At 71.4% G+C, this 21,049-nt stretch carries 18 protein-coding genes; 6 read left to right on the top strand and 12 right to left on the bottom strand.

Annotation, left to right across the window (positions count from 1 at the left end):
• The 3 genes from ACWC0C_RS31565 to ACWC0C_RS31555 all read right to left on the bottom strand — a co-directional run.
• On the bottom strand, positions 1-1,445 hold a 1,445-nt coding region (locus tag ACWC0C_RS31565; protein ID WP_450867452.1), incomplete at its 3' end, for a protein kinase.
• A 163-nt stretch (positions 1,446-1,608) separates the two neighbouring features.
• Complete coding sequence (locus ACWC0C_RS31560) at positions 1,609-3,738, bottom strand: serine/threonine-protein kinase (protein ID WP_450867450.1); 2,130 nt, start codon at positions 3,736-3,738, stop codon at positions 1,609-1,611.
• A 199-nt stretch (positions 3,739-3,937) separates the two neighbouring features.
• Entirely contained in the window at positions 3,938-5,647 is a 1,710-nt protein-coding gene (locus ACWC0C_RS31555) for a glycerol-3-phosphate dehydrogenase/oxidase (protein ID WP_450867448.1), read from the bottom strand.
• 281 nt (positions 5,648-5,928) lie between these two features.
• Here ACWC0C_RS31555 and ACWC0C_RS31550 point away from each other — a divergent pair, with 281 nt between their 5' ends.
• A complete protein-coding gene (locus ACWC0C_RS31550) occupies positions 5,929-7,137 on the top strand; it encodes a nucleotide sugar dehydrogenase (protein WP_449198832.1) in 1,209 nt (402 codons plus the stop codon).
• A gap of 138 nt (positions 7,138-7,275) precedes the next feature.
• The gene (locus ACWC0C_RS31545) at positions 7,276-7,839 is read left to right on the top strand and encodes a hypothetical protein (RefSeq protein ID WP_450867446.1); all 564 of its coding nucleotides are present in this window, start codon (positions 7,276-7,278) and stop codon (positions 7,837-7,839) included.
• A 78-nt stretch (positions 7,840-7,917) separates the two neighbouring features.
• On the opposite strand, the gene ACWC0C_RS31540 is transcribed toward ACWC0C_RS31545, so the two are convergent.
• The 4 genes from ACWC0C_RS31540 to ACWC0C_RS31525 form a co-directional block, all read right to left on the bottom strand.
• Positions 7,918-9,042: a GuaB3 family IMP dehydrogenase-related protein gene (locus ACWC0C_RS31540; RefSeq protein ID WP_450867444.1), complete on the bottom strand. Its 1,125-nt coding sequence runs from the start codon at positions 9,040-9,042 to the stop codon at positions 7,918-7,920.
• A 115-nt stretch (positions 9,043-9,157) separates the two neighbouring features.
• Entirely contained in the window at positions 9,158-10,666 is a 1,509-nt protein-coding gene (guaB, locus tag ACWC0C_RS31535; protein WP_450867442.1) for an IMP dehydrogenase, read from the bottom strand.
• A gap of 163 nt (positions 10,667-10,829) precedes the next feature.
• The gene (locus ACWC0C_RS31530; RefSeq protein ID WP_030641278.1) at positions 10,830-11,417 is read right to left on the bottom strand and encodes a sigma-70 family RNA polymerase sigma factor; all 588 of its coding nucleotides are present in this window, start codon (positions 11,415-11,417) and stop codon (positions 10,830-10,832) included.
• A gap of 579 nt (positions 11,418-11,996) precedes the next feature.
• Positions 11,997-12,608: a response regulator transcription factor gene (locus ACWC0C_RS31525; RefSeq protein ID WP_003948568.1), complete on the bottom strand. Its 612-nt coding sequence runs from the start codon at positions 12,606-12,608 to the stop codon at positions 11,997-11,999.
• Positions 12,609-12,988: 380 nt separating this feature from the next.
• Here ACWC0C_RS31525 and ACWC0C_RS31520 point away from each other — a divergent pair, with 380 nt between their 5' ends.
• Positions 12,989-13,318 carry a WhiB family transcriptional regulator gene (locus ACWC0C_RS31520; RefSeq protein ID WP_153539204.1) on the top strand — a complete coding sequence of 110 codons (330 nt, stop codon included), beginning with the start codon at positions 12,989-12,991 and terminating at the stop codon, positions 13,316-13,318.
• 159 nt (positions 13,319-13,477) lie between these two features.
• Here the strand turns inward: ACWC0C_RS31520 and ACWC0C_RS31515 are convergent, their stop codons facing one another.
• A complete protein-coding gene (locus ACWC0C_RS31515; RefSeq protein WP_450867440.1) occupies positions 13,478-14,380 on the bottom strand; it encodes a LysR family transcriptional regulator in 903 nt (300 codons plus the stop codon).
• Between the two features lie 80 nt (positions 14,381-14,460).
• Here ACWC0C_RS31515 and ACWC0C_RS31510 point away from each other — a divergent pair, with 80 nt between their 5' ends.
• The 3 genes from ACWC0C_RS31510 to ACWC0C_RS31500 all read left to right on the top strand — a co-directional run bounded on the left by ACWC0C_RS31510 (position 14,461) and on the right by ACWC0C_RS31500 (position 16,752).
• Positions 14,461-15,129: an MOSC domain-containing protein gene (locus ACWC0C_RS31510; RefSeq protein ID WP_449198827.1), complete on the top strand. Its 669-nt coding sequence runs from the start codon at positions 14,461-14,463 to the stop codon at positions 15,127-15,129.
• A gap of 64 nt (positions 15,130-15,193) precedes the next feature.
• On the top strand, positions 15,194-15,967 hold the full coding sequence (locus tag ACWC0C_RS31505) for an SDR family NAD(P)-dependent oxidoreductase (protein WP_449198826.1): 774 nt from the start codon (positions 15,194-15,196) through the stop codon (positions 15,965-15,967).
• 77 nt (positions 15,968-16,044) lie between these two features.
• A complete protein-coding gene (locus ACWC0C_RS31500) occupies positions 16,045-16,752 on the top strand; it encodes an ester cyclase (RefSeq protein WP_449198825.1) in 708 nt (235 codons plus the stop codon).
• An 84-nt stretch (positions 16,753-16,836) separates the two neighbouring features.
• Here ACWC0C_RS31500 and groL read toward each other — a convergent pair whose 3' ends face one another.
• The 4 genes from groL to ACWC0C_RS31480 form a co-directional block, all read right to left on the bottom strand.
• Complete coding sequence (gene groL, locus ACWC0C_RS31495; protein WP_450867438.1) at positions 16,837-18,462, bottom strand: chaperonin GroEL; 1,626 nt, start codon at positions 18,460-18,462, stop codon at positions 16,837-16,839.
• A 122-nt stretch (positions 18,463-18,584) separates the two neighbouring features.
• Positions 18,585-18,893 carry a co-chaperone GroES gene (gene groES, locus ACWC0C_RS31490; RefSeq protein ID WP_020132158.1) on the bottom strand — a complete coding sequence of 103 codons (309 nt, stop codon included), beginning with the start codon at positions 18,891-18,893 and terminating at the stop codon, positions 18,585-18,587.
• A gap of 352 nt (positions 18,894-19,245) precedes the next feature.
• Complete coding sequence (locus ACWC0C_RS31485) at positions 19,246-20,109, bottom strand: polysaccharide deacetylase family protein (protein WP_450867436.1); 864 nt, start codon at positions 20,107-20,109, stop codon at positions 19,246-19,248.
• The gene (locus ACWC0C_RS31480) at positions 20,106-20,999 is read right to left on the bottom strand and encodes a polysaccharide deacetylase family protein (RefSeq protein WP_450867434.1); all 894 of its coding nucleotides are present in this window, start codon (positions 20,997-20,999) and stop codon (positions 20,106-20,108) included. Before ACWC0C_RS31480 ends, ACWC0C_RS31485 begins: the two co-directional genes overlap by 4 nt.
• Positions 21,000-21,049 lie beyond the last annotated feature (50 nt).

Genomic DNA, 21,049 nt, shown 5'->3' with positions numbered 1-21,049 from the left:
GAGCCGGTGCCGAAGGGGGGCGGGGCCGAGCCCTGACCGGCGGAGCCGGTGCCGAAGGGGGGCGGGGCCGAGCCCTGACCGGCGGAGCCGGTGCCGAAGGGGGGCGGGGCCGAGCCCTGACCGGCGGAGCCGGTGCCGTTCGGCGGCAGGTCGGTGCCGTGGGTGGTGGGATCGAGGTCCGGGGAGGGGGGCTGGCCGGGGACGGACGGGTGTCCGGGGCGGGAGTTCGCAGCGGGGAGGCCGGGACGCTGGGGGCCGCCGCTCAGGGCCGGGGAGGTGCTGGGGGAACCGGGGCGCGGTGCGGCGCCGTGCCACGGTGCGCCCTGCACTCCGTAGGGGTCGGCGATCCGGCCGGGCGGCGTGGTGCCGCCCGGCCCGCCGGGGTACGACGACGTGCCCGTGCCGTCGGCCCGCTCGGCACCGGTGCCGCCCTCGACGGGCTGCCGGGCGCCGGGCAGGGCGGCGCGTCCGTCCTGCCGGGCCTCCTGCACCCGGGCGGCGGCTCGGGCGCCCGCCCGGTACGCGGCGATGGCTCCCGCGCGGGCGGCACGGATGTCCGCGCCGTTCTCCTGCGGCCGTTGTCCCGCCGGGCCGGACACCGCGGTCCCGCCGGAGACCCCGTTCGCCCCCGGCACCGGCAGCCCTCCGGCCGCCCGCGCCTGGATCGCGGCCCGGCGCGCGGCCTCGGGATCGGCGTCCGCGGACGAAGCCCCGCCCGCTCCGGCCGCCCCGCCGGCCACACCACCCGAACCGGAGCCGATGCCCTCTGTCCCCACTCCCCCGGTCACCGCGGCCGCGCCCGGGGATCCCTCTTCCGTGCCGTCCTGGGCCGGCACCGGGTCGTAGCCGCTCAATGCCTCCTCCGCGGCGCCGACGGCCAGGCCGGTCAGCATCACACGGCCGTCGTCGCAGACCAGCACCGTGCGGGCGGTGATGTTGCGGTGCACCCAGCCGTGCGCGTGCAGCACCCGGAGCGCCATGAGCACGTCGGAGGCGACCTCGGCCGCCCGGTACGGCGACAGCGGCTGCTCGGCGAGGAGCGCGGCCAGCGGGCGGGCGGCCACCAGCTCGCTGACGATCCACAGCGAACCACCCTCGGCGAACACGTCGAAGACCTGGTCGAGGCGCGGATGGTCGGGGATGCGGGCCGCCGCCTGGACGGCCTCGACGGCACGCCGCACGGCCGGGTCGGCGGGCCGCCGGGTGGCGGTCCGGGTGTCCGGCGTCCGCCGGGTCCCGCGCTGCCGCGCGGTGAACCCCTCGGGCAGCCCCTCCGCGTCGAGCACCTCGGCCTCGACGACCTCCGGCAACGGCACCTGCCGGACGAGTACTTCCTGGCCGCTGTAGGTGTCGAAGGCGCGGGTCTCGGTGAGTTCGTACTCGTCGGAGGGCGGCAACGGCAGGCGGTAGCGGTCGGCGAGCACCCGACCCGCGTAGTCGTCCACGTTGCCTCCCCCGGCCGCCCGGTTGGTCACATCCGTTCGCCTCGCGACCCGTTTCGCACACACTTCCGGCTGCGTACGGTCCGCAACCATTCACGATACGTGCCGGAGGTAACCCGCATTGAGTGGATGACGGATTCTCACGGCCCAAACCGGCGCCCGTCGTCTATGACTTGGGCTCGAAGGACGTGGTGAGCGTCTTCCAAGTGTCCTTGCGCAGCTCGCTGTCCCAGTTCGCGGCCTTCGCGGTGTACATCAGTCCGTAACCGAGATGGCCGTTGACCACGAATCCGCGGTCGATGACGCGGTACTCGGCGCCGTCGACGTAGGTGAACTCCCAGTCGGCGGTGTTCCAGCCGCGGTAGTCCACCTTCTCGATGCGGATCCGGTGGTACTGGGAGCGCTCCATGCCGCCCTCCTGGTTCCTCCAGTCCGCCACCGGGTCGTCCTTCGGGCTGCCGGTCCAGCCGATGAGCAGTTTCTGCCCGTCCGGACCGGTGTAGCGGTCGCCCGCGTCATCGGTGGATGTGTACGACCATCCCTTGGGCAACCCGATCGAGTACCCCTGGCCGCCCTTGCGGGTCGACACCACCGGCGCGCTCCCGCCGTTCTTGGCGCCGGACTTGTCCGACGAGCCGGCGCCGGTGGACGCGCTCGCGTCGACCGCGCTGCCCGGCCCGGAACCGGCCGGCGACGGGCTCGTCCCGTCCGCCAGCGTCCCGCTGCCGGTGCCCTTGTCGCCCTTGTCCCGCTTGGTGGACGCGCCGGCGCTCGCCGCCGCCTTGGCCCCGCTGCTCTTGCCGTCCTTGCCGTCGTCGCCGCTCAGGGCGAGGGCCAGGATGACACCGAGCACGGCGAGGACGACCACCACCGCGATGATCACCAGCGTGCGCCTGGGCACCACGTCCGTCAGCGGCGCCCTCGGCGCCGGCCGCGGCGGCAGGTCCAGGTCCGGCGGCGGCATCACGGGCCAGCCCGAACTCGGCTTGTTCGCGCTGGAGTTCGGCCCACCGGCGGCACCGGAGGCGGAACCGGCCTGCCGCCCGGCGGTGCCGGCGCCCGACGCGTCGGCGGATGCGGACCGCGCTCCACCGGAGGAGGCCGGCCGGGCCCCGCCCGGAGTACCGGGGCGTCCCGCGCCCGGGGCGGCAGGGCGTGCCCCGCCGGGTGCGGCACCGCCCGCGCCCGCCGCCGCGCCCGTGCCCCTCGCCGCGCCCGTGCCTGTCGCTCCGCCCGTGCCCGGCGCGGCCGTGTCGCCGGCGTTCTTCGTCCGCGCCGAGGCCGCCCCGGCGGCCGCCCCGGCCGCCTTGCGCACCGAACGCAGCGCGCCGCGCAGCTTCTCCCCGGCCTCCTCGCTCCGCCGGCCCTCGGACGTCCCGGGCTGCGGCGGCAGCGGAACCACCCGCGTGGCGTCCATCGGCTCCGGCTCGGGCGCGTGGATCACCGCGTTGAGCTTGGCCCGGGCACCGACGTCGTCGAGCCTCTTGGCCGGGTCCTTGGTGAGCAGGCCGTAGATGACGTCCCTGAGCGGACCCGCGTTCTTCGGCTCCTCCAGGGGCTCGGTCATCACCGCGGTGAGCGTGGCGATCGCCGAACCCTTGTCGTACGGCGGCACGCCCTCGACCGCCGCGTACAGCAGGCCGCCGAGCGACCACAGGTCGGCCGCCGGTCCCGGCTTGTGGCCGCGGGCGCGCTCGGGGGAGATGTAGGACGGGGCGCCGACGAGCATGCCGGTGGAGGTGATGGAGGGGTCGCCCTCGACCTGTGCGATACCGAAGTCGGTGAGCACCACCCGGCCGTCCTCGGCGATGAGCACGTTGGACGGCTTCACGTCCCGGTGCAGGATGCCCTCGCGGTGCGCGGAGCGCAGCACGTCGAGGACGGCGAGGCCCACCTCGGCGGCGCGCTTCGGCTCCAGCACGCCGTCCTCGCGGATGGCCTCGGCGAGGGACTTGCCCTCCACCAACTCCATGACGATCCACGGCCGGTCGTCCTCGTCGACCACGTCGAAGACCGTCACCGCGCTGTTGTTGCGGATCCGGGCGATCGCCTTGGCCTCGCGCAGGGTGCGCGTGATCAGGCGCCGCTTCTCCTCCTCGTCGATGTTCGACGGGAACCGCAGCTCCTTGACGGCGACCGTCCGGCCCAGGGTCTCGTCCTCGGCGCGCCAGACCGTGCCCATGCCGCCCCGGCCCAGCACGTCTCCCAGCCGGTACCGCCCGGCGAGGAGACGACGCTCGCTCTTGTCCTGACGAGTCTCCTGACGAGATGTACCCGCCCGCTCCGCCTCCGACATGCGTCCCCTCATACAACCCGCCCTGACAGAGCCTCCATTGTCTCTCACTCGACAAGTGGCCAACGCCCAGGGGGCCCCTTGCCCCAGGCGGGCTCCGGTGCACCGGTTTCAGCGAAATGCGCCTGTTTTCGGCGGGGGTGACGGGCGTTCGGCCGCTGCCGAGGCACCCGGATCACGGGCGGGCTTCAGCCGCGCCTCCTCAGGTGAACGGCACGATGTCCGGCGCCCCCAGCCTCGCCGCGTCCGCCGTCAGGTCGTCCGGCTGGCGCTGGGACTCCCGCTCCGCCTCCACCCGCTTCTCGTAGTGCTCCACCTCGCGCTCGATCTGGCCCTTGTCCCAGCCGAGGACCGGCGCCATCAGCTCGGCCGCCTCACGGGCGCTGCGGGTGCCGCGGTCGAAGGTCTCGATGGAGATGCGGGTGCGGCGGGTGAGGACGTCGTCCAGGTGCCGGGCGCCCTCGTGCGAGGCGGCGTACACCACCTCGGCGCGCAGATAGTCGTCGGCGGCCTGCAGCGGCTCGCCCAGGGCGGGGTCGGCGGCGACGAGGTCCAGGAGTTCCTCGGCCATGGAGCCGTACCGGTTCAGCAGGTGTTCCACGCGGGCGGCGTGCAGTCCGGTGCGGGCGGCGATCCGGGCGCGCGCGTTCCACAGCGCCTGGTAGCCCTCCGCGCCCAGCAGCGGGATCTCCTCCGTCACACAGTCGGCGACCCGCACGTCCAGCCCGTGCACCGCCTCGTCGACCGCGTCCTTCGCCATCACCCGGTAGGTGGTGTACTTGCCGCCCGCCACGACCACGAGTCCCGGCACCGGATGGGCGACCGTGTGCTCGCGGGACAGCTTGCTGGTGGCGTCGGACTCGCCGGCGAGCAGCGGGCGCAGACCGGCGTACACGCCCTGTACGTCGTCGCGGCCGAGCGGCACCGCGAGCACCGAGTTGACGTGCTCCAGCAGGTAGTCGATGTCGGCGCTGGACGCGGCCGGGTGGGCCTTGTCGAGGTCCCAGTCGGTGTCGGTGGTGCCGATGATCCAGTGCCGGCCCCAGGGGATGACGAACAGGACGGACTTCTCGGTACGCAGGATCAGGCCGGAGGTGGAGTGGATGCGGTCCTTGGGCACCACCAGGTGGATGCCCTTGGAGGCGCGGACGTGGAACTGGCCGCGCTCCCCCACCATGGCCTGCGTGTCGTCGGTCCACACGCCGGTCGCGTTGACGATCTGCTTGGCGCGGACCTCGTACTCCCCGCCGCCCTCCACGTCCTGTACCCGGGCGCCGACCACCCGCTCGCCCTCGCGCAGGAACCCGGTCACGCGCGCGCGGTTGGCCGCCTTCGCGCCGTACGACACCGCCGTGCGCACCAGCGTGGCCACGAAACGGGCGTCGTCCATCTGGGCGTCGTAGTACTGCAGGGCGCCGACCAGGGCGTCCTTCTTCAGGCAGGGGGCGACGCGCAGGGCGTGACGGTGACTCAGGTGGCGGTGCAGGGGCAGGCCCCGGCCGTGGCCGCGGGCCATGGACATCGCGTCGTAGAGCGCGACGCCCGAGCCCGCGTACAGCCGCTCCCAGCCCTTGTGCTGCAACGGGTACAGGAACGGCACCGGCTTGACGAGGTGCGGGGCGAGCCGCTCCAGGAGCAGTCCGCGCTCCTTGAGGGCCTCGCGGACGAGCGCGAAGTCGAGCATCTCCAGATAGCGCAGGCCGCCGTGGATCAGCTTGCTGGAGCGGCTCGAGGTGCCGGACGCCCAGTCGCGGGCCTCGACCAGGCCGGTGGACAGGCCGCGCGTGACGGCGTCCAGCGCGGTGCCCGCGCCGACGACTCCGCCGCCGATCACCAGGACGTCCAGCTCGCGCTCCGCCATCGCCGCCAGTGCCTCGGCGCGCTGCGCCGGACCCAGAGTCGCTGTCCTCACCGCTGCCTCCCGCTGTCGCAGACTCGCTCGCGTCGGCCGCACCCGGTGGGCGAAGCCCGGTTTCATCCCCTCCTCATGCCCAAATTCTGACCGGGTTGCCCGACTTCAGCCACCACGGCCTCCCAACCTGTGGACAACTCGCGCACAACCCTCGGAAGACACACGAACACAATCACACATAACAGTCATATGTGTACCTAGTCTGACAGGGCGCTCGCTCAAGCTGTCGTCAGCGGTTGCGCACCTGTCCCGCTTCGGCTACTGGGAAGGACGGCCCACGCATGCCCGCAGACCTCGCCGTCATCGGACTCGGCCCCTACGGCTTGCCGCTCGCCCAGGCCGCCGTCGCCGCAGGCATCCCCACCATCGGCTACACCACAGGGCCCGAGGCCGGCTCCCTCAGCCCCGCGGAGCTGCGCCGGATGCACGCGGCGGGCTTCCGGCCCGGCACCGACCTGGCCCAGCTCGGCCGGGTCCGCACCGCGGTGATCTGCGCGCCGACCCCGCGCGGCGCCGACGGCGGGCTCGACCTCGGCCAGGTGGAGGCGGCCGCCCGCGCCCTGGCCGAGCGGCTGCGCCCGCACACCACGGTGATCCTGGAGTCGCCGGTGCTGCCCGGCGCGACGGAGGACTTCCTGCTGCCCCTGCTGGAGAAGGGCTCGGGGCTGCGCGCCGGCCGCGACTTCCACCTCGCCTACTCGCCCAGCCGGGTCGACCCCGGCAACCGCGACCACACCCCCGCCAACACCCCCAAGGTCATCGGCGGCCTCACCCCCGCCTGCACCGAGTCGGCCGCCGCCTTCTACGGTCGGCTCACCGACAAGGTGGTACGCGCGCGTGGGCTGCGCGAGGCGGAGACGGTGCAGCTGCTGGAGACCAACTTCCGGCACGTCAACATCGCGCTCGTCAACGAGATGGCCGTGCTCTGCCATGAGCTGGGCGTCGACCTGTGGGATGTGATCCGGTGCGCCGAGACCAAGCCCTTCGGCTTCCAGCCCTTCCGCCCCGGGCCCGGCGTCGGCGGGCACGGCGTTCCGCAGGACCTGACCGGGCATGCCACCCGCACCCTGCGGATGGTGGAGCTGGCCCAGCAGGTCAATCACCGCATGCCGCGCTACGTCGTCCAGCGCGCCGCCACCCTCCTCAACGAGCACGGCAAGTCCGCCCGCGGCGCACGCGTGCTGCTGCTCGGCGTCACCTACAAGCCCGACCTCGCCGACCTGCAGGGCACCCCGGCCCAGGAGATCGCGATCCGGCTGATGGAACTGGGCGCCTACGTGAGCTATCACGACCCCCTCGTGACCTCCTGGAACGTGCTGGACCGCCCGGTCCCGCGCGCGGACTCGCTCTACGAGACGGCCGCCGACGCAGATCTGACGATCCTGCTCCAGCAGCACCGCACGTACGACCTGCAGGGGCTGTCGGTAAAGGCCCAGCTGCTGCTGGACACGCGCGGGGCGACCCCGACGGGCGCGGCCCACCGGCTCTGAGCCCGGTCACGAACGGAAAACAGCCGGGAGCGTTGTCGTCCCAGGCTGTTAATCTCCCCCGGACCCGCCGCACAGGCGTGTGCGGGGGTTTTCCGTTTCCGTCCTTCAGCAGTGCTCCATATCGGGGGGATTTCTGTCATGAGCCAGTCAGCTCCACCGCCGCAGCAGCCGCAGCCGGGTCCGGCCGGCGGCAACCCGTACGCCGAGCAGGCCCCGGCCGGTGCGCCGTACCCGCCGCAGCCGGGTGCCTTCGCCGGCCAGCCGGGTGCCTTCGCCCCGCCGGCCGCGCCCGCGCCGGCCCGGAACAACGTCGTCCTCGGCGTGGTCGCCGCGGTCGTCGCCGCCGTCGCCGCCGCCGCGCTCTACGGTGTCGTCATCGGCGCCACCAAGCACGAGATCGGCTACGCGGCCGTCGGCGTCGGCTTCGTCGTCGGTCTCGCGGCCGGCAAGGCGGGCGGCCGCAACCCCGTCCTTCCCGTCGTCAGCGCGATCCTCGCGCTCGGCGCGGTGTACCTCGGCCAGCTGGTGGGCGAGGCCATGATCGGCGCCGACCAGCTGCACGTCGGCTTCAACGAGCTGTTCTTCCAGCACTTCGACGTGGTCCAGCAGGCGTGGAAGGAAGAGGCCGACCCGCTGACCTTCGTCTTCTTCGCCATCGCCGCGTTCGCCGCGTTCTCCGGCGCCAAGAAGTCCGCCGCGTAGCGCCGTCCGGCAAGCCGAAGGGCCCGGCCACCTCGTCGGTGGCCGGGCCCTTCACATCGTGGGCTCGCGCCGCGGGCGTCAGCGCTTGTGCTGGCTGTCCGCGACCGTCACCTCGACCCGCTGGAACTCCTTCAGCTCGCTGTAGCCGGTGGTGGCCATCGCGCGGCGCAGGGCGCCGAAGAAGTTCATCGAACCGTCGGGGGTGTGGGACGGGCCGGTGAGGATCTCCTCGATCGTGCCGACCGTGCCGAGGTCGACCTTCTTGCCGCGGGGCAGCTCCTCGTTGACCGCCTCCATGCCCCAGTGGTGGCCCTTGCCGGGCGCGTCCGCGCCACGGGCCAGCGGGGAGCCCATCATCACCGCGTCGGCGCCGCAGGCGATCGCCTTGGGCAGGTCGCCGGACCAGCCGACGCCGCCGTCCGCGATCACGTGCACGTACCGGCCGCCGGACTCGTCCATGTAGTCACGGCGGGCCGCGGCGACGTCGGCGACCGCGGTGGCCATCGGGACCTGGATGCCGAGCACGTTGCGCGTGGTGTGGGCGGCGCCGCCGCCGAAACCGACCAGGACGCCGGCCGCGCCGGTGCGCATCAGGTGGAGCGCGGCGGTGTAGGTGGCGCAGCCGCCGACGATCACCGGGACGTCCAGCTCGTAGATGAACTGCTTCAGGTTCAGCGGCTCGCTCGAGTGGGAGACGTGCTCCGCCGAGACCGTCGTACCGCGGATGACGAAGATGTCCACGCCCGCGTCGACGACCGCCTTGGAGAACTGGGCGGTGCGCTGCGGGGAGAGCGCGGCCGCCGTGACCACGCCGGAGTCGCGCACCTCCTTGATGCGCGCGCCGATCAGCTCCTCCTTGATGGGCGCCGCGTAGATCTCCTGGAGGCAGCGGGTCGCCTGCTCGGCGGGCAGCTCGGCGATCTCGTCCAGCAGCGGCTGCGGGTCCTCGTACCGCGTCCACAGGCCCTCGAGGTTGAGGACGCCGAGGCCGCCCAGCTCGCCGATGCGGATCGCCGTGGCCGGGGAGACGACCGAGTCCATGGGGGCGGCCAGGAAGGGCAGCTCGAAGCGGTAGGCGTCGATCTGCCAGGCGATCGAGACCTCCTTCGGGTCCCGCGTACGGCGGCTGGGGACGACGGCGATGTCGTCGAAGGCGTACGCCCGGCGGCCGCGCTTGCCGCGCCCGATCTCGATCTCAGTCACGTCTGTGGCCTTTCCCTATGCGTTGCAGCGCCTTCCAGTATCGCCGACAGGTACGACAAGGGCGGCCCCGGATGCTCCGGAGCCGCCCTTTCCCGACCTCACGCGCGCGTGTGCGTCACCTCTTGCTGCTGTAGTTCGGCGCCTCGACCGTCATCTGGATGTCGTGCGGGTGGCTCTCCTTCAGGCCCGCCGAGGTGATCCGCACGAAGCGGCCGTTCGCCTGAAGGTCCGGGACCGTCCTGCCGCCGACGTAGAACATCGACTGGCGCAGGCCGCCGACCAGCTGGTGGACGACGGAGGACAGCGGGCCGCGGTAGGGCACCTGGCCCTCGATGCCCTCGGGGATCAGCTGCTCGTCGGAGGCGACGCCCTCCTGGAAGTAGCGGTCCTTGGAGAAGGACCTGCGGTCGCCCCGGGACTGCATGGCGCCGAGCGAACCCATGCCGCGGTACGACTTGAACTGCTTGCCGTTGATGAACAGCAGCTCGCCCGGGGACTCCTCGCAGCCCGCGAGCAGCGAGCCGAGCATCACCGTGTCGGCGCCCGCTACCAGGGCCTTGGCGATGTCGCCGGAGTACTGCAGACCGCCGTCGCCGATGACCGGGACACCGGCGGCCTTGGCGGCGAGCGCGGCCTCGTAGATCGCGGTGACCTGCGGGACGCCGACGCCGGCGACCACACGCGTCGTACAGATGGAGCCGGGCCCGACGCCGACCTTGATGCCGTCGGCGCCCGCGTCGACCAGGGCCTGGGCGCCGTCGCGCGTGGCGACGTTGCCGCCGATGACGTCGACGCCGGAGGAGTTCGACTTGATCTTGGCGATCATGTCGCCGACCAGGCGGGAGTGGCCGTGCGCGGTGTCGACGACGATGAAGTCGACGCCGGCCTCGATCAGCGCCTGGGCGCGCTCGAAGGAGTCACCGGCCACGCCGACCGCGGCGCCGACCAGCAGCCGGCCCTCCGAGTCCTTCGCCGCGTTCGGGTACTGCTCGGCCTTGACGAAGTCCTTGACGGTGATCAGGCCCTTGAGGACGCCGTCATCGTCGACCAGCGGCAGCTTCTCGATCTTGTGCTTGCGCAGCAGCTCCATGGCCTCCGGGCCGGAGATGCCGACCTTGCCGGTGACCAGCGGCATCGGGGTCATGACCTCGTGCACGCGGCGGCTGCGGTCGCTCTCGAAGGCCATGTCACGGTTGGTGACGATGCCGAGGAGCCTCTTGTCGCCGTCGGTCACCGGGACGCCGCTGATGCGGAACCGGGCGCACAGCGCGTCGGCCTCGGCGAGCGTGGCGTCCGGGTGGATGGTGATGGGGTCGGTGACCATGCCGGACTCGGAGCGCTTCACCAGGTCGACCTGGTTGGCCTGGTCCTCGATGGAGAGGTTGCGGTGCAGGACGCCGACGCCGCCCTGACGAGCCATCGCGATCGCCATGCGGGACTCGGTCACCTTGTCCATGGCGGCGGACAGCAGCGGGATGTTGACCCGCACATTCTTGGAGACGTACGAGGCGGTGTCGATCTCGTCGGGCGCCATGTCCGACGGGCCCGGCAGCAGAAGCACGTCGTCGTAGGTCAGCCCGAGTGTCGCGAATTTACCGGGCACTCCGTCGACGTTGACAGTCATGACACCTTCCCCAAATGGCCTTGATCGGTGCGGATGTCCATGCTAACGGGAAGCATCGCTAGCAAATTCCACGGTACGGGGTCGCTTCAGGCTTCGTATGTTCGTACGGAAACGGAGGCGTGCCTGTTCAACTGAAGGAACTGCAGGGGCTTCACCCTGGGTTTTACTGCTCGGCGAGCGCCCTGAGGCGGCTCAGCGCACGATGCTGAGCCACCCGGACCGCTCCCGGTGACATTCCCAACATCTGACCCGTCTCCTCCGCGGTCAAGCCCACGGCGATGCGCAGCAGGAGCAGTTCCCGCTGGTTCTCGGGGAGGTTGGCCAGCAGTTTCTTGGCCCACTCGGCGTCGCTGCTGAGCAGGGCGCGCTCCTCGGGGCCGAGGGAGTCGTCGGGCCGTTCCGGCATCTCGTCGGAGGGCACCGCGGTCGAACCCGGGTGGCGCATGGCGGCGCGCTGCAGGTCGGCGACCTTGTGGGAGGCGATGGCGAAGACGAACGCCTCGAAGGGGCGGCCGGTGTCGCGGTAGCGGGGCAGCGCGAGCAGGACCGCGACACAGACCTCCTGGGCGAGGTCCTCGACGAAGTGGCGCGCGTCCCCGGGGAGCCGGGACAGCCGGGTACGGCAGTAGCGCAGCGCCAAGGGGTGGACATGGGCGAGCAGATCATGCGTGGCCTGCTCGTCCCCGTCGACGGCGCGATGCACGAGCGCACCGATCGCCCCGTGGGCCGTGCCCGCCTCGTCGTCGCGCATCGGTCCATGGTGCCCTGCGGCCGTCCGGTCCGTCGCATTGTGCTCGTGGTTGTGCACCGAAGCGTTATGAGCAGGCGCGCCGGCACTCATTCCCTGCGCCCTCCCCTTCCGCTCGACCGACTCGTCCCCGAGAGACTCCACACCTCAAGGATGCGGCATCCGCGGCGAAACGAGCAGCACGCGTCTGGCGGGCCGCCTTGCGCATGGCCCGCCGAAGTGTCCGTCGCCGGCGTACGCCGAGGGCGCGAACAGCCGTCCCGTGTACGCGCCTATGCCCGCCGAGCAGCGCCGACCACGGATGTTCCCGGAGTGGATCTCCGTTCCCGGGTGGCTCCTCGGATGTGACCGGGTCCACCCTTCGAAGGCACCTCACGACCGCACCCCTGGGCAACCGGAACACCCGTCACGGCGATTCGCACCCCGGACGGCACCCCGAGCGGCGTGCCGAGGGGGCTGCACGGGTGATGCCGGCGGCTGCGAGGTGCCCCGCTGCTGCCAGGGGAGGCGGATACGCGTCCGGCTCCGGGAGTGGTGCCCGGTGGCGGCCGGTCCCGCCTTCCCCGCGGGGCTGGGCACTGCCTACCGGACCAGTCCCCAGCGGAAGCCGAGCGCCACGGCGTGGGCCCGGTCCGAGGCGCCGAGCTTCTTGAACAGGCGCCGCGCGTGCGTCTTGACGGTGTCCTCGGAGAGGAACAGCTCGCGGCCGATCTCGGCGTTGGAGCGGCCGTGGCTCATGCCCTCCAGGACCTGGATCTCGCGCGCGGTGAGCGTGGGCGCGGCGCCCATCTCGGCCGAGCGGAGCCGGCGCGGGGCGAGGCGCCAGGTCGGGTCGGCGAGGGCCTGGGTCACGGTGGCCCGCAGTTCGGCGCGCGAGGCGTCCTTGTGCAGATAGCCCCGGGCGCCGGCGGCGACCGCGAGGGCCACGCCGTCGAGGTCCTCGGCGACGGTGAGCATGATGATGCGCGCGCCGGGGTCGGCGGAGAGCAGGCGGCGCACGGTCTCCACGCCGCCCAGGCCGGGCATGCGCACGTCCATCAGGATGAGGTCGGAGCGGTCGGCGCCCCAGCGGCGGAGGACTTCCTCGCCGTTGGCCGCCGTCGTCACGCGCTCGACACCGGGCACGGTCGCGACCGCGCGGCGGAGCGCCTCTCGGGCAAGCGGGGAGTCGTCGCAGACGAGGACGGATGTCATGACCGCCCTCCGCAGCTGATGCGCGTCACCTTGAGCCTCCAGGCTGGTACGGAATCGTCACCTGTGCGGTCGACCGTCTCGGACGCCTGCCCGAGCGCTTGTGTTTTCAACCGCCTCCGCACTCTCAACGACGGTCACTCGAAAGAGTTACGGGGCTGCCTGCCGTCTTCGGCACTCTACGTGAGGGGGTCGACACGGTGCAGACATGACCAACGGACCCTCAACTTTTCATCACAACTATGCCCCATTTGGCCGCTTTTCTTCCCGTTTCGCGGTGTCCGAGGCTAGATTCGCAATGAGTCATATTTTCATCTCCTTAGACCGGAGATGTACGGTCGTTGGCACCGTATCCGCTCAGAACGGCTACAAGGGGTCACGTAATGGCAGATTTCTCCCGGCTTCCCGGACCGAACGCGGACCTGTGGGACTGGCAGCTGCTGGCCGCCTGCCGCGGCGTGGACAGCTCGCTCTTCTTCCACCCGGAGGGCGAGCGCGGGGCGGCTCGGAGCGCTCGCGAGAACTCGGCCAAGGAGGTCTGCATGAGGTGCCCTGTCCGTGCGGAGTGCGCGGCGCACGCGCTGGCGGTACGCGAGCCGTACGGCGTATGGGGCGGCCTGACCGAGGATGAGCGTGAGGAGTTGATGGGGCGTGCACGCAACCGCCTGGTGACAGCCTCGGCCACCGGCGCGGATACCGCCCCCAACCATTGAAGGAACGTTTCTGCACCTAAGGATCCGCCGGGCGCGTCTTTCCGCCCACCATGGGCACGCCGCCTCGCGACGCGCGTGCCCATGACACCGCCGCCCTGAGTTCTCTACGCCCGCATCCCTACGCCCGCACCCCTGCGACCGAATCCCTGTGACGGATCCCTACGACGGACGCCCGGCCACCCTGGACAGCTGTTCCAGCGTCGCCGCCACCGCCGGCACCTGTGCCAGGTCGGGCAGGGTGAGGGCGACGATCTCGCGCCGTACCGCCGGTTCCAGCCGCACCGTGCGCACGCCCCTGGGCCGTACCGACTCCACCGCCAGCTGCGGCAGTACGGCGACGCCCAGGCTCGCGCCGACCAGGCCGACCACCGCGGGGTAGTCGTCCGTGGCGAAGTCGATGCGCGGGGTGAAACCGGCGCCCTCGCACACCTCGACCAGCTGGCCGCGGCAGCGCGGACAGCCCGCGATCCAGGGCTCCTGGGCCAGCTCGCCGATGGCGACGCTCGCCGCGCGGGAGAGCCGGTGCCGCTCGGGCACCAGCGCCACCAGACGGTCCATCAGCAGGGGCCGTACGACCAGGTCGTCCCAGTCCTCGGCGACCGCCGCCCCCTCGTAGCGGAAGGCAAGGGCCAGATCGCAGTCGCCCTCGCGCAGCAGCTCGACGGACTTCGGGGGCTCGGCCTCCTCCAGGGAGACGCGGGTGCCGGGGTGGGCGGCGCGCAGGGCGGCCAGGGCGTTGGGGACCAGGGTGGAGCTGCCGCTGGGGAAGGAGACCAGCCGGACCCGGCCGGCGCGCAGGCCGGCGATGGCGGCGACCTCCTCCTCGGCCGCGGTGAGCCCGGCGAGAATGCCGGAGGCGTGCCTGACCAGGGCTTCCCCGGCCTGGGTCAGCCGCATCTCGCGGCCGGTGCGGACCAGCAGCGGGGTGCCGACCGAGGACTCCAGGGCCTTCATCTGCTGGCTGACGGCGGGCTGGGTGCAGCCCAGTTCGCGCCCCGCCGCCGAGAAGGAACCGGTGGTGGCGACGGCGCGCAGGACGCGGAGATGACGGGCCTCGATCACCCGTCAAGCATAAGGGCAGCTTGGAGATGGTGCGTGATATTCGCTCGACGCTTTGAGGTGGGGTCCCGTACCGTGCGGATATGAAGCTTCTCTCGGTCAATCTGGGCCGCCCCACGCCGGTGCCGTACACGGACCAGGCGGAGGGTGTGACGGGCATCGACAAGCAGCCGGCCGACGGGCCGGTGAGGGTGGCGGCGCCGGGTCCCAAGGGGGTCGGCGCGAGCGGGCTCGCCGGGGACGCGGTGTGCGAGCTGCGGCACCACGGCGGGGACGACCAGGCGGTGTACGCCTACGCGCGCGAGGATCTCGACGACTGGGAGCGCGAACTCGGCCGATCGTTGGCCAACGGTTGCTTCGGAGAGAACCTGACCACCGACGGGCTGGATGTCTCCGGGGCGCTGATCGGTGAGCGCTGGCGGATCGGCGGCGGGGTCGTTCTGGAGGTGACCTCGGGCCGGATCCCGTGCCGTACGTTCCAGGGCCATCTGGGCGAGCGCGGCTGGGTCAAGAGGTTCACCCTGAAGGGCGCGACGGGCGCCTACCTCCGGGTGATCGAACCGGGTGAGATACGGGCGGGCGACCCGATCGAGATCGTGCACCGGCCGGACCACGAAGTGACGGCGGCGATGCAGTTCCGCGCGGTCACCACCGAGCGTGAGCTGCTGCCGCGCGTGCTCGCGGCGGGCGAGGCACTGCACACGGAGACCCTGGCGAAGGCCCGCAAGTACGTGGCGGAGCACCAGGGCTGACGGGGCGTCCCCGGCCGGGAACGCCTTCCTCCCGAGGGAGGGGAGCAGTCAATACCCTTGGGCCATGACAACGGCTCTGATTACGGGATCGACCGCGGGGATCGGCGCCGCGTTCACGCGGCGACTGGCGGCTGACGGGCATGACCTCGTCCTGGTGGCGCGGGACGCGAAGCGGCTGCGCGAGCAGGCGACCGAACTGCACGACCGGCACGGCATCGAGGTGGAGGTGCTGGCCGCCGACCTGTCCGAGGACAAGGGCATCGAGGCGGTGGCCGACCGCCTGGGCAGCCGCAAGAACCCGGTCGACCTGCTGATCAACAACGCCGGCTTCGGCAACAAGGGCCGCTATCTGGACGTGCCCATGGCCGACGAGCTCAAGATGCTCAAGGTGCACTGCGAGGCGGTGCTCCGGCTGACCTCGGCGGCCGCCGAGGCGATGCGCGAGCGTGGCCGGGGCGGGATCGTCAACGTCGCCTCCGTGGCCGCCTTCGTACCGCGCGGCACCTACGGCGCCTCCAAGGCGTGGGTCGTGCAGTTCACGCAGGGCGCGGCCAAGGACCTGGCCGGCAGCGGGGTGCGGCTGATGGCGCTGTGCCCCGGCTTCGTGCGCACCGAGTTCCACCAGCGGGCCGGGATGGGCACGGACAACATCCCGGGCTGGATGTGGCTGGACGCCGACAAGCTGGTCGCGGCGGCCCTGGCCGATCTGGCGCGCGGCAAGTCGCTGTCGATCCCCGACCCCCGCTACAAGGCGCTGATGGGCCTGGTGAAGGTCACCCCGCGCGGGCTGCTGGGCGGTGTCACGTCCCGTACGGGGCGGAAGTACGGGCCGCAGTAGCGGACGGGTGGCGCTGCCGTCCCGGTGCGAAAATGAGCGTGACACACACCGGGTCAGGGGGGCCGGGAGGCGGCGTCATGACCTTTGTACAGCTCATCGAGTGCAGGACGAGCCGGCTGGATGAGATGAACCGGCTCATGGACGACTGGGTCGCGCAGACCAAGGGGAAGCGGACGGCGACGCACGCGCTGGTCGGCAAGGACCGCTCGGACGCGTCGCACATCGTCGAAGTGGTGGAGTTCCCGTCGTACGAGGAGGCGATGCGGAACTCGAACCTCCCGGAGACCGACAAGATCTTCCAGGAGATGGTCGCCCTGTGCGACGAGACGCCGACGTTCACCGATCTGGACGTCGTGCGGGACGAGCGCCTCGCCGAGGACACCGTGCGCAGGTTCTTCACCGTGCTCGAGACGCCGGGCGAGCTGCCTCCGCTCAACGACCTTCTCGACGAGGACATCCACAGCCATGACCCGGTGAATCCGCAGGACACCATCGGGCTGGACAACGCCCTCACCGAGTACCGGATGTGGCGTGGCGCCTTCGACTTCGGCTTCACCGTCGAGGACGTGCTGGCCCAGGACGACCGGGCCTGCGCGCGGTGGTCCTGGAACGCGACGCACAAGGGCGACTTCCTCGGGATCGCACCCACCGGCAGGAAAGTGACCATGACCGGGCTGACGCTGTTCCGGTTCACGGGCGAGGGCAAGATCGCCGAGACCTGGTGGCAGCACGACCAGCTGGGGCTGATGCAACAGCTCGGCGCGCTGGACGAGTTGGAGCAGTAGCGGTCTGGGGCGGTAGCGGTCCGGACAGGGCGAAGGCCCGGCTCCCCCTGCGGGGAACCGGGCCTTCGTACGAGCGTGTCAGGCTCAGTGGGCGTGGCCGTGGCCGTGGCCCGCGGCGGCCGGCTCTTCCTCTTCCTTCTTCTCGACGACCAGGGTCTCGGTCGTGAGCAGCAAGGAGGCGATGGAGGCGGCGTTCTCCAGGGCGGAACGGGTGACCTTGACCGGGTCGATGACGCCGGCCTTGACCAGGTCGCCGTACTCGCCGGTGGCGGCGTTGTAGCCCTGACCCTTCTCCAGGTCCTTGACCTTGGAGACGATGACGTAGCCCTCCTGGCCGGCGTTCTCGCCGATCCAGCGCAGCGGCTCGACGACCGCGTTGCGGACGACCGCGACACCGGTGGCCTCGTCGCCGGTCTTGCCGAGGTTGCCCTCGAGGACCTTGGAGGCGTGCACCAGGGCGGAGCCACCACCGGAGACGATGCCCTCCTCGACCGCGGCGCGGGTCGCGGAGATGGCGTCCTCCAGACGGTGCTTCTTCTCCTTCAGCTCCACCTCGGTGGCGGCGCCGACCTTGATCACGCACACGCCGCCGGCCAGCTTGGCGAGGCGCTCCTGGAGCTTCTCGCGGTCCCAGTCGGAGTCGGTGTTCTCGATCTCGGCCTTGATCTGCGCGACGCGGCCCGTCAGGTCCTCCTGCTTGCCGGCACCTTCGACGATCGTGGTGTCGTCCTTGGTGACGGTGACGCGGCGGGCGGAGCCGAGCACGTCCAGGCCGACCTGGTCGAGCTTGAGGCCGACCTCCTCGGAGATGACGGTGGCACCCGTGAGGATCGCCATGTCCTGCAGCATCGCCTTGCGGCGGTCGCCGAAGCCGGGGGCCTTCACCGCGACGGCGTTGAAGGTGCCGCGGATCTTGTTGACGACCAGGGTCGACAGGGCCTCGCCCTCGACGTCCTCGGCGATGATCAGCAGCGGCTTGGAGGAGCCGGCCTGGATGACCTTCTCCAGCAGCGGCAGCAGGTCCTGGATGGAGGAGACCTTGCCCTGGTTGATGAGGATGTACGGGTCCTCCAGGACGGCCTCCATGCGCTCCTGGTCCGTCACGAAGTACGGCGACAGGTAGCCCTTGTCGAAGGCCATGCCCTCGGTGAAGTCCAGCTCCAGACCGAAGGTGTTGGACTCCTCGACGGTGATGACACCGTCCTTGCCGACCTTGTCCATCGCCTCGGCGATGAGCTCGCCGACCTGCTGGTCCTGGGCGGACAGCGCGGCGACGGCGGCGATGTCGGACTTCTCGTCGATCGGGCGGGCCGAGGCGAGCAGCTCGTCGGAGACGGCCTTGACCGCGGCGTCGATGCCCTTCTTCAGGGCGGCCGGGGAGGCACCGGCGGCGACGTTCTTCAGGCCCTCGCGCACCAGCGCCTGGGCGAGCACGGTGGCGGTGGTGGTGCCGTCACCCGCGATGTCGTTGGTCTTGGTCGCCACCTCCTTCACCAGCTGGGCGCCGAGGTTCTCGTACGGGTCCTCGATCTCGACCTCGCGGGCGATCGTGACACCGTCGTTGGTGATGGTGGGGGCGCCGAACTTCTTGTCGATGACGACGTTGCGGCCACGGGGGCCGATCGTCACCTTCACCGTGTCGGCCAGCTTGTTGACGCCGCGCTCGAGGGCGCGACGGGCGTCCTCGTCGAACTTCAGGATCTTCGCCATGACAGCGGGAGCCCTCTCGGAAATCTATGGGTGGAAAGACAACTGCGCCCCGGACGCCCGGCTTCGTTATCGGTCGCGGGGGCCAGGGGCGCAGCTCAGGAGCAAAGGAATGCTCGAGGTGGTTACTTCTCGATGATCGCGAGGACGTCGCGAGCCGAGAGGACGAGGTACTCCTCGCCGTTGTACTTCACCTCGGTGCCGCCGTACTTGCTGTACAGGACGACGTCGCCGACCTTGACGTCGAGCGGAAGGCGCTCGCCGTTCTCGAAGCGGCCCGGGCCCACGGCGAGGACGGCGCCCTCCTGGGGCTTCTCCTTCGCGGTGTCCGGGATGACCAGGCCAGAGGCGGTGGTCTGCTCGGCGTCGAGCGGCTGGACCACGATCCGGTCCTCGAGCGGCTTGATGGCAACCTTGGAGCTGGTGGTCGTCACGATCCGACCTCCCCCTTCGGAGATCTCACGGGGTTAACTGTCTGAGGTGGCGACCAGGTGGATCCGTCGTCGCGGGTGCCGGACCTGCCCGTCGCGTTTGTTGGCACTCTCCAGGGGGGAGTGCCAGAGCCGAGACTATGACCGCGATTAGCACTCGGTCAAGCGGAGTGCCAATGCCGTGCGGCGCGTCGGCCGGATCTTGTCGGCGCCGGGCTCGTTCAGTGGGCCGGTGTCGCCCCGCCGTCCTGGGGGCTGCCGCCCCCAGACCCCCGCTTCGGCCTGGACGGCCTCGTCCTCAAGCGCCGGACAGGCTGATTGGTGCCGGCCCTCGCTGAAGCGTCGGCGAACGGTCCTACAGGTAGTCCTCAAGGCGTCCCACCGTCAGCCCCCGCTGCTGCACCCTCCGCAGTACCCAGGCCGTGCGCTGCCTGAGGCTCGGGCCCGTCGTCTCGTCCGGGCCGATCAGGATGATGTCGCCGGGGCGGAGGTGGTGTTCACCGTGGGCGTAGACGAGGTCGGTCGGGGTCATCGCGGCGCGCCAGAGGACGACCGTGGAGATGCCGCAGTCGGTCGCCGCGCGCAGGGTGGTGGTGTCGTACGAGCCGTACGGCGGGCGGAAGAGGCGGGGGCGCACGCCGAGGCTGGATCTGAGCCTGGCCTGCTGGCCGCAGATCTCGGCGCGCTGCCCGGCGTAGGGCAGCCCGGCGAGCGCGCGGTGGTCGAGGGTGTGGTTCTGGATGCCGGCGCCCAGCCGGTGCAGGCGGGCGAAGTGGCCGTAACCGGGGCCCGCGACGCTGTCGGTGAGGAACATGCTGACCGGCAGCCGGAGTTCGCGGACCATGTCGACGAAACGGGGGTCCTTGTCGGCGCCGTCGTCGTAGGTGAGGAAGACGACCCGGTCGTGGGTGGGGACATGGTCCACGGCGCGGGGCAGGGTGCGGCCGCCGGTCTGCGGGGAGAGGGCGAGGACGCGGGCGGGGTGCAGCGGGGGGCTGGCGAGGGGCTCGGTCAGGCCCCAGCGGCGGTAGCTCTGGTCGGGGGTGGGGCCGTGCGGGCGTACGCCCTCGGCGGCCTTCTTGCCGAGGCGTTCGATGGGGTCGACGGACTGGGCGCAGGCGGTGAGGAGGAGGGCCGAGGCGAGGAGTGCGCCGGAGTACCGGCCGAGGCGGCGTCGCCGCCCGGAAGCCGCTCTCCGGTCCCCCGCCCCCGGCCTCACAGGTAGTCCTCCAGGCGGGCCACGGCGTAGCCCTCGCGCGTGACCTTGTTCAGGAAGCGGCGCATGTCGTCGACCATCGTGCCGTCCCAGTCGGAGCGGCCGCGGAAGTGCGTGAGGACGATGTCGCCGCGGCGCATCCTCTGGTCGTCCTCGCGGTACTCCCAGTGGTCGACGTAGACCTCCTCGTTCCAGATCGGCGCGTACTTGATGCCGCAGGCCTTGGCGGCGCGCAGGGTGTCCTGGTTGTAGTTGCCGTACGGTGGGCGGAACACCGTGGGGCGCTTGCCGAACTGCTTCTTCATGATGTCCTGCATGCCGCAGATCTCGTCCTTCTGCTCCTCGTAGGACAGACCCGGCAGGTAGGGGTGGTGCAGGGTGTGGTTGTCGAGGGTGTGGCCGTAGGACCGCATCGTGCGGAAGTAGCCGTAGTCGTCCTTGACCAGGTAGTTGCTGAGGAAGGCGGTGTACGGGACCTTCAGGTCCTCCATCATCCGCAGGAACCTGGGGTCCTTCTCCGAGCCGTCGTCGATCGTGAGGAAGACGATCTTCTTCTTGGTGGGGATCGTGGTGAAGACCGGCGGCAGGTCCCAGTCCTCCTGGTGGTCCACCTCGAAGCCGGCCCGGGCGGTGATCTCCGGCTTCCTCCTGGGTGGCGGGGGCGGGGTCAGCGGGGCCTGTTTCAGCCCCCAGCGCTTGGCGGCGGCGACCAGGCGGGCGTGTTCGGCGGCCTGGCGGGCCTGGGGGCCCAGGACCTGCACGGGGCCGGATGCGTGACGGGTCGTGCCGAAGCCGGAACAGCCGGGCAGGAGGGCCGCGAAGGCCAGTGCGACGGCGGCCCCCCGGAGCAGAACACGGGTCCCTTTTTTATCGTTTTGTACGACTGCTCGCATGGTGCCGGATCCTCCCAGGCAAGAGCCCTGAGCCCGGACCGACACCGCCA

This window comes from Streptomyces sp. NPDC001709, assembly GCF_053596375.1.
This window is presented reverse-complemented; position numbering and strand designations above follow the sequence as displayed.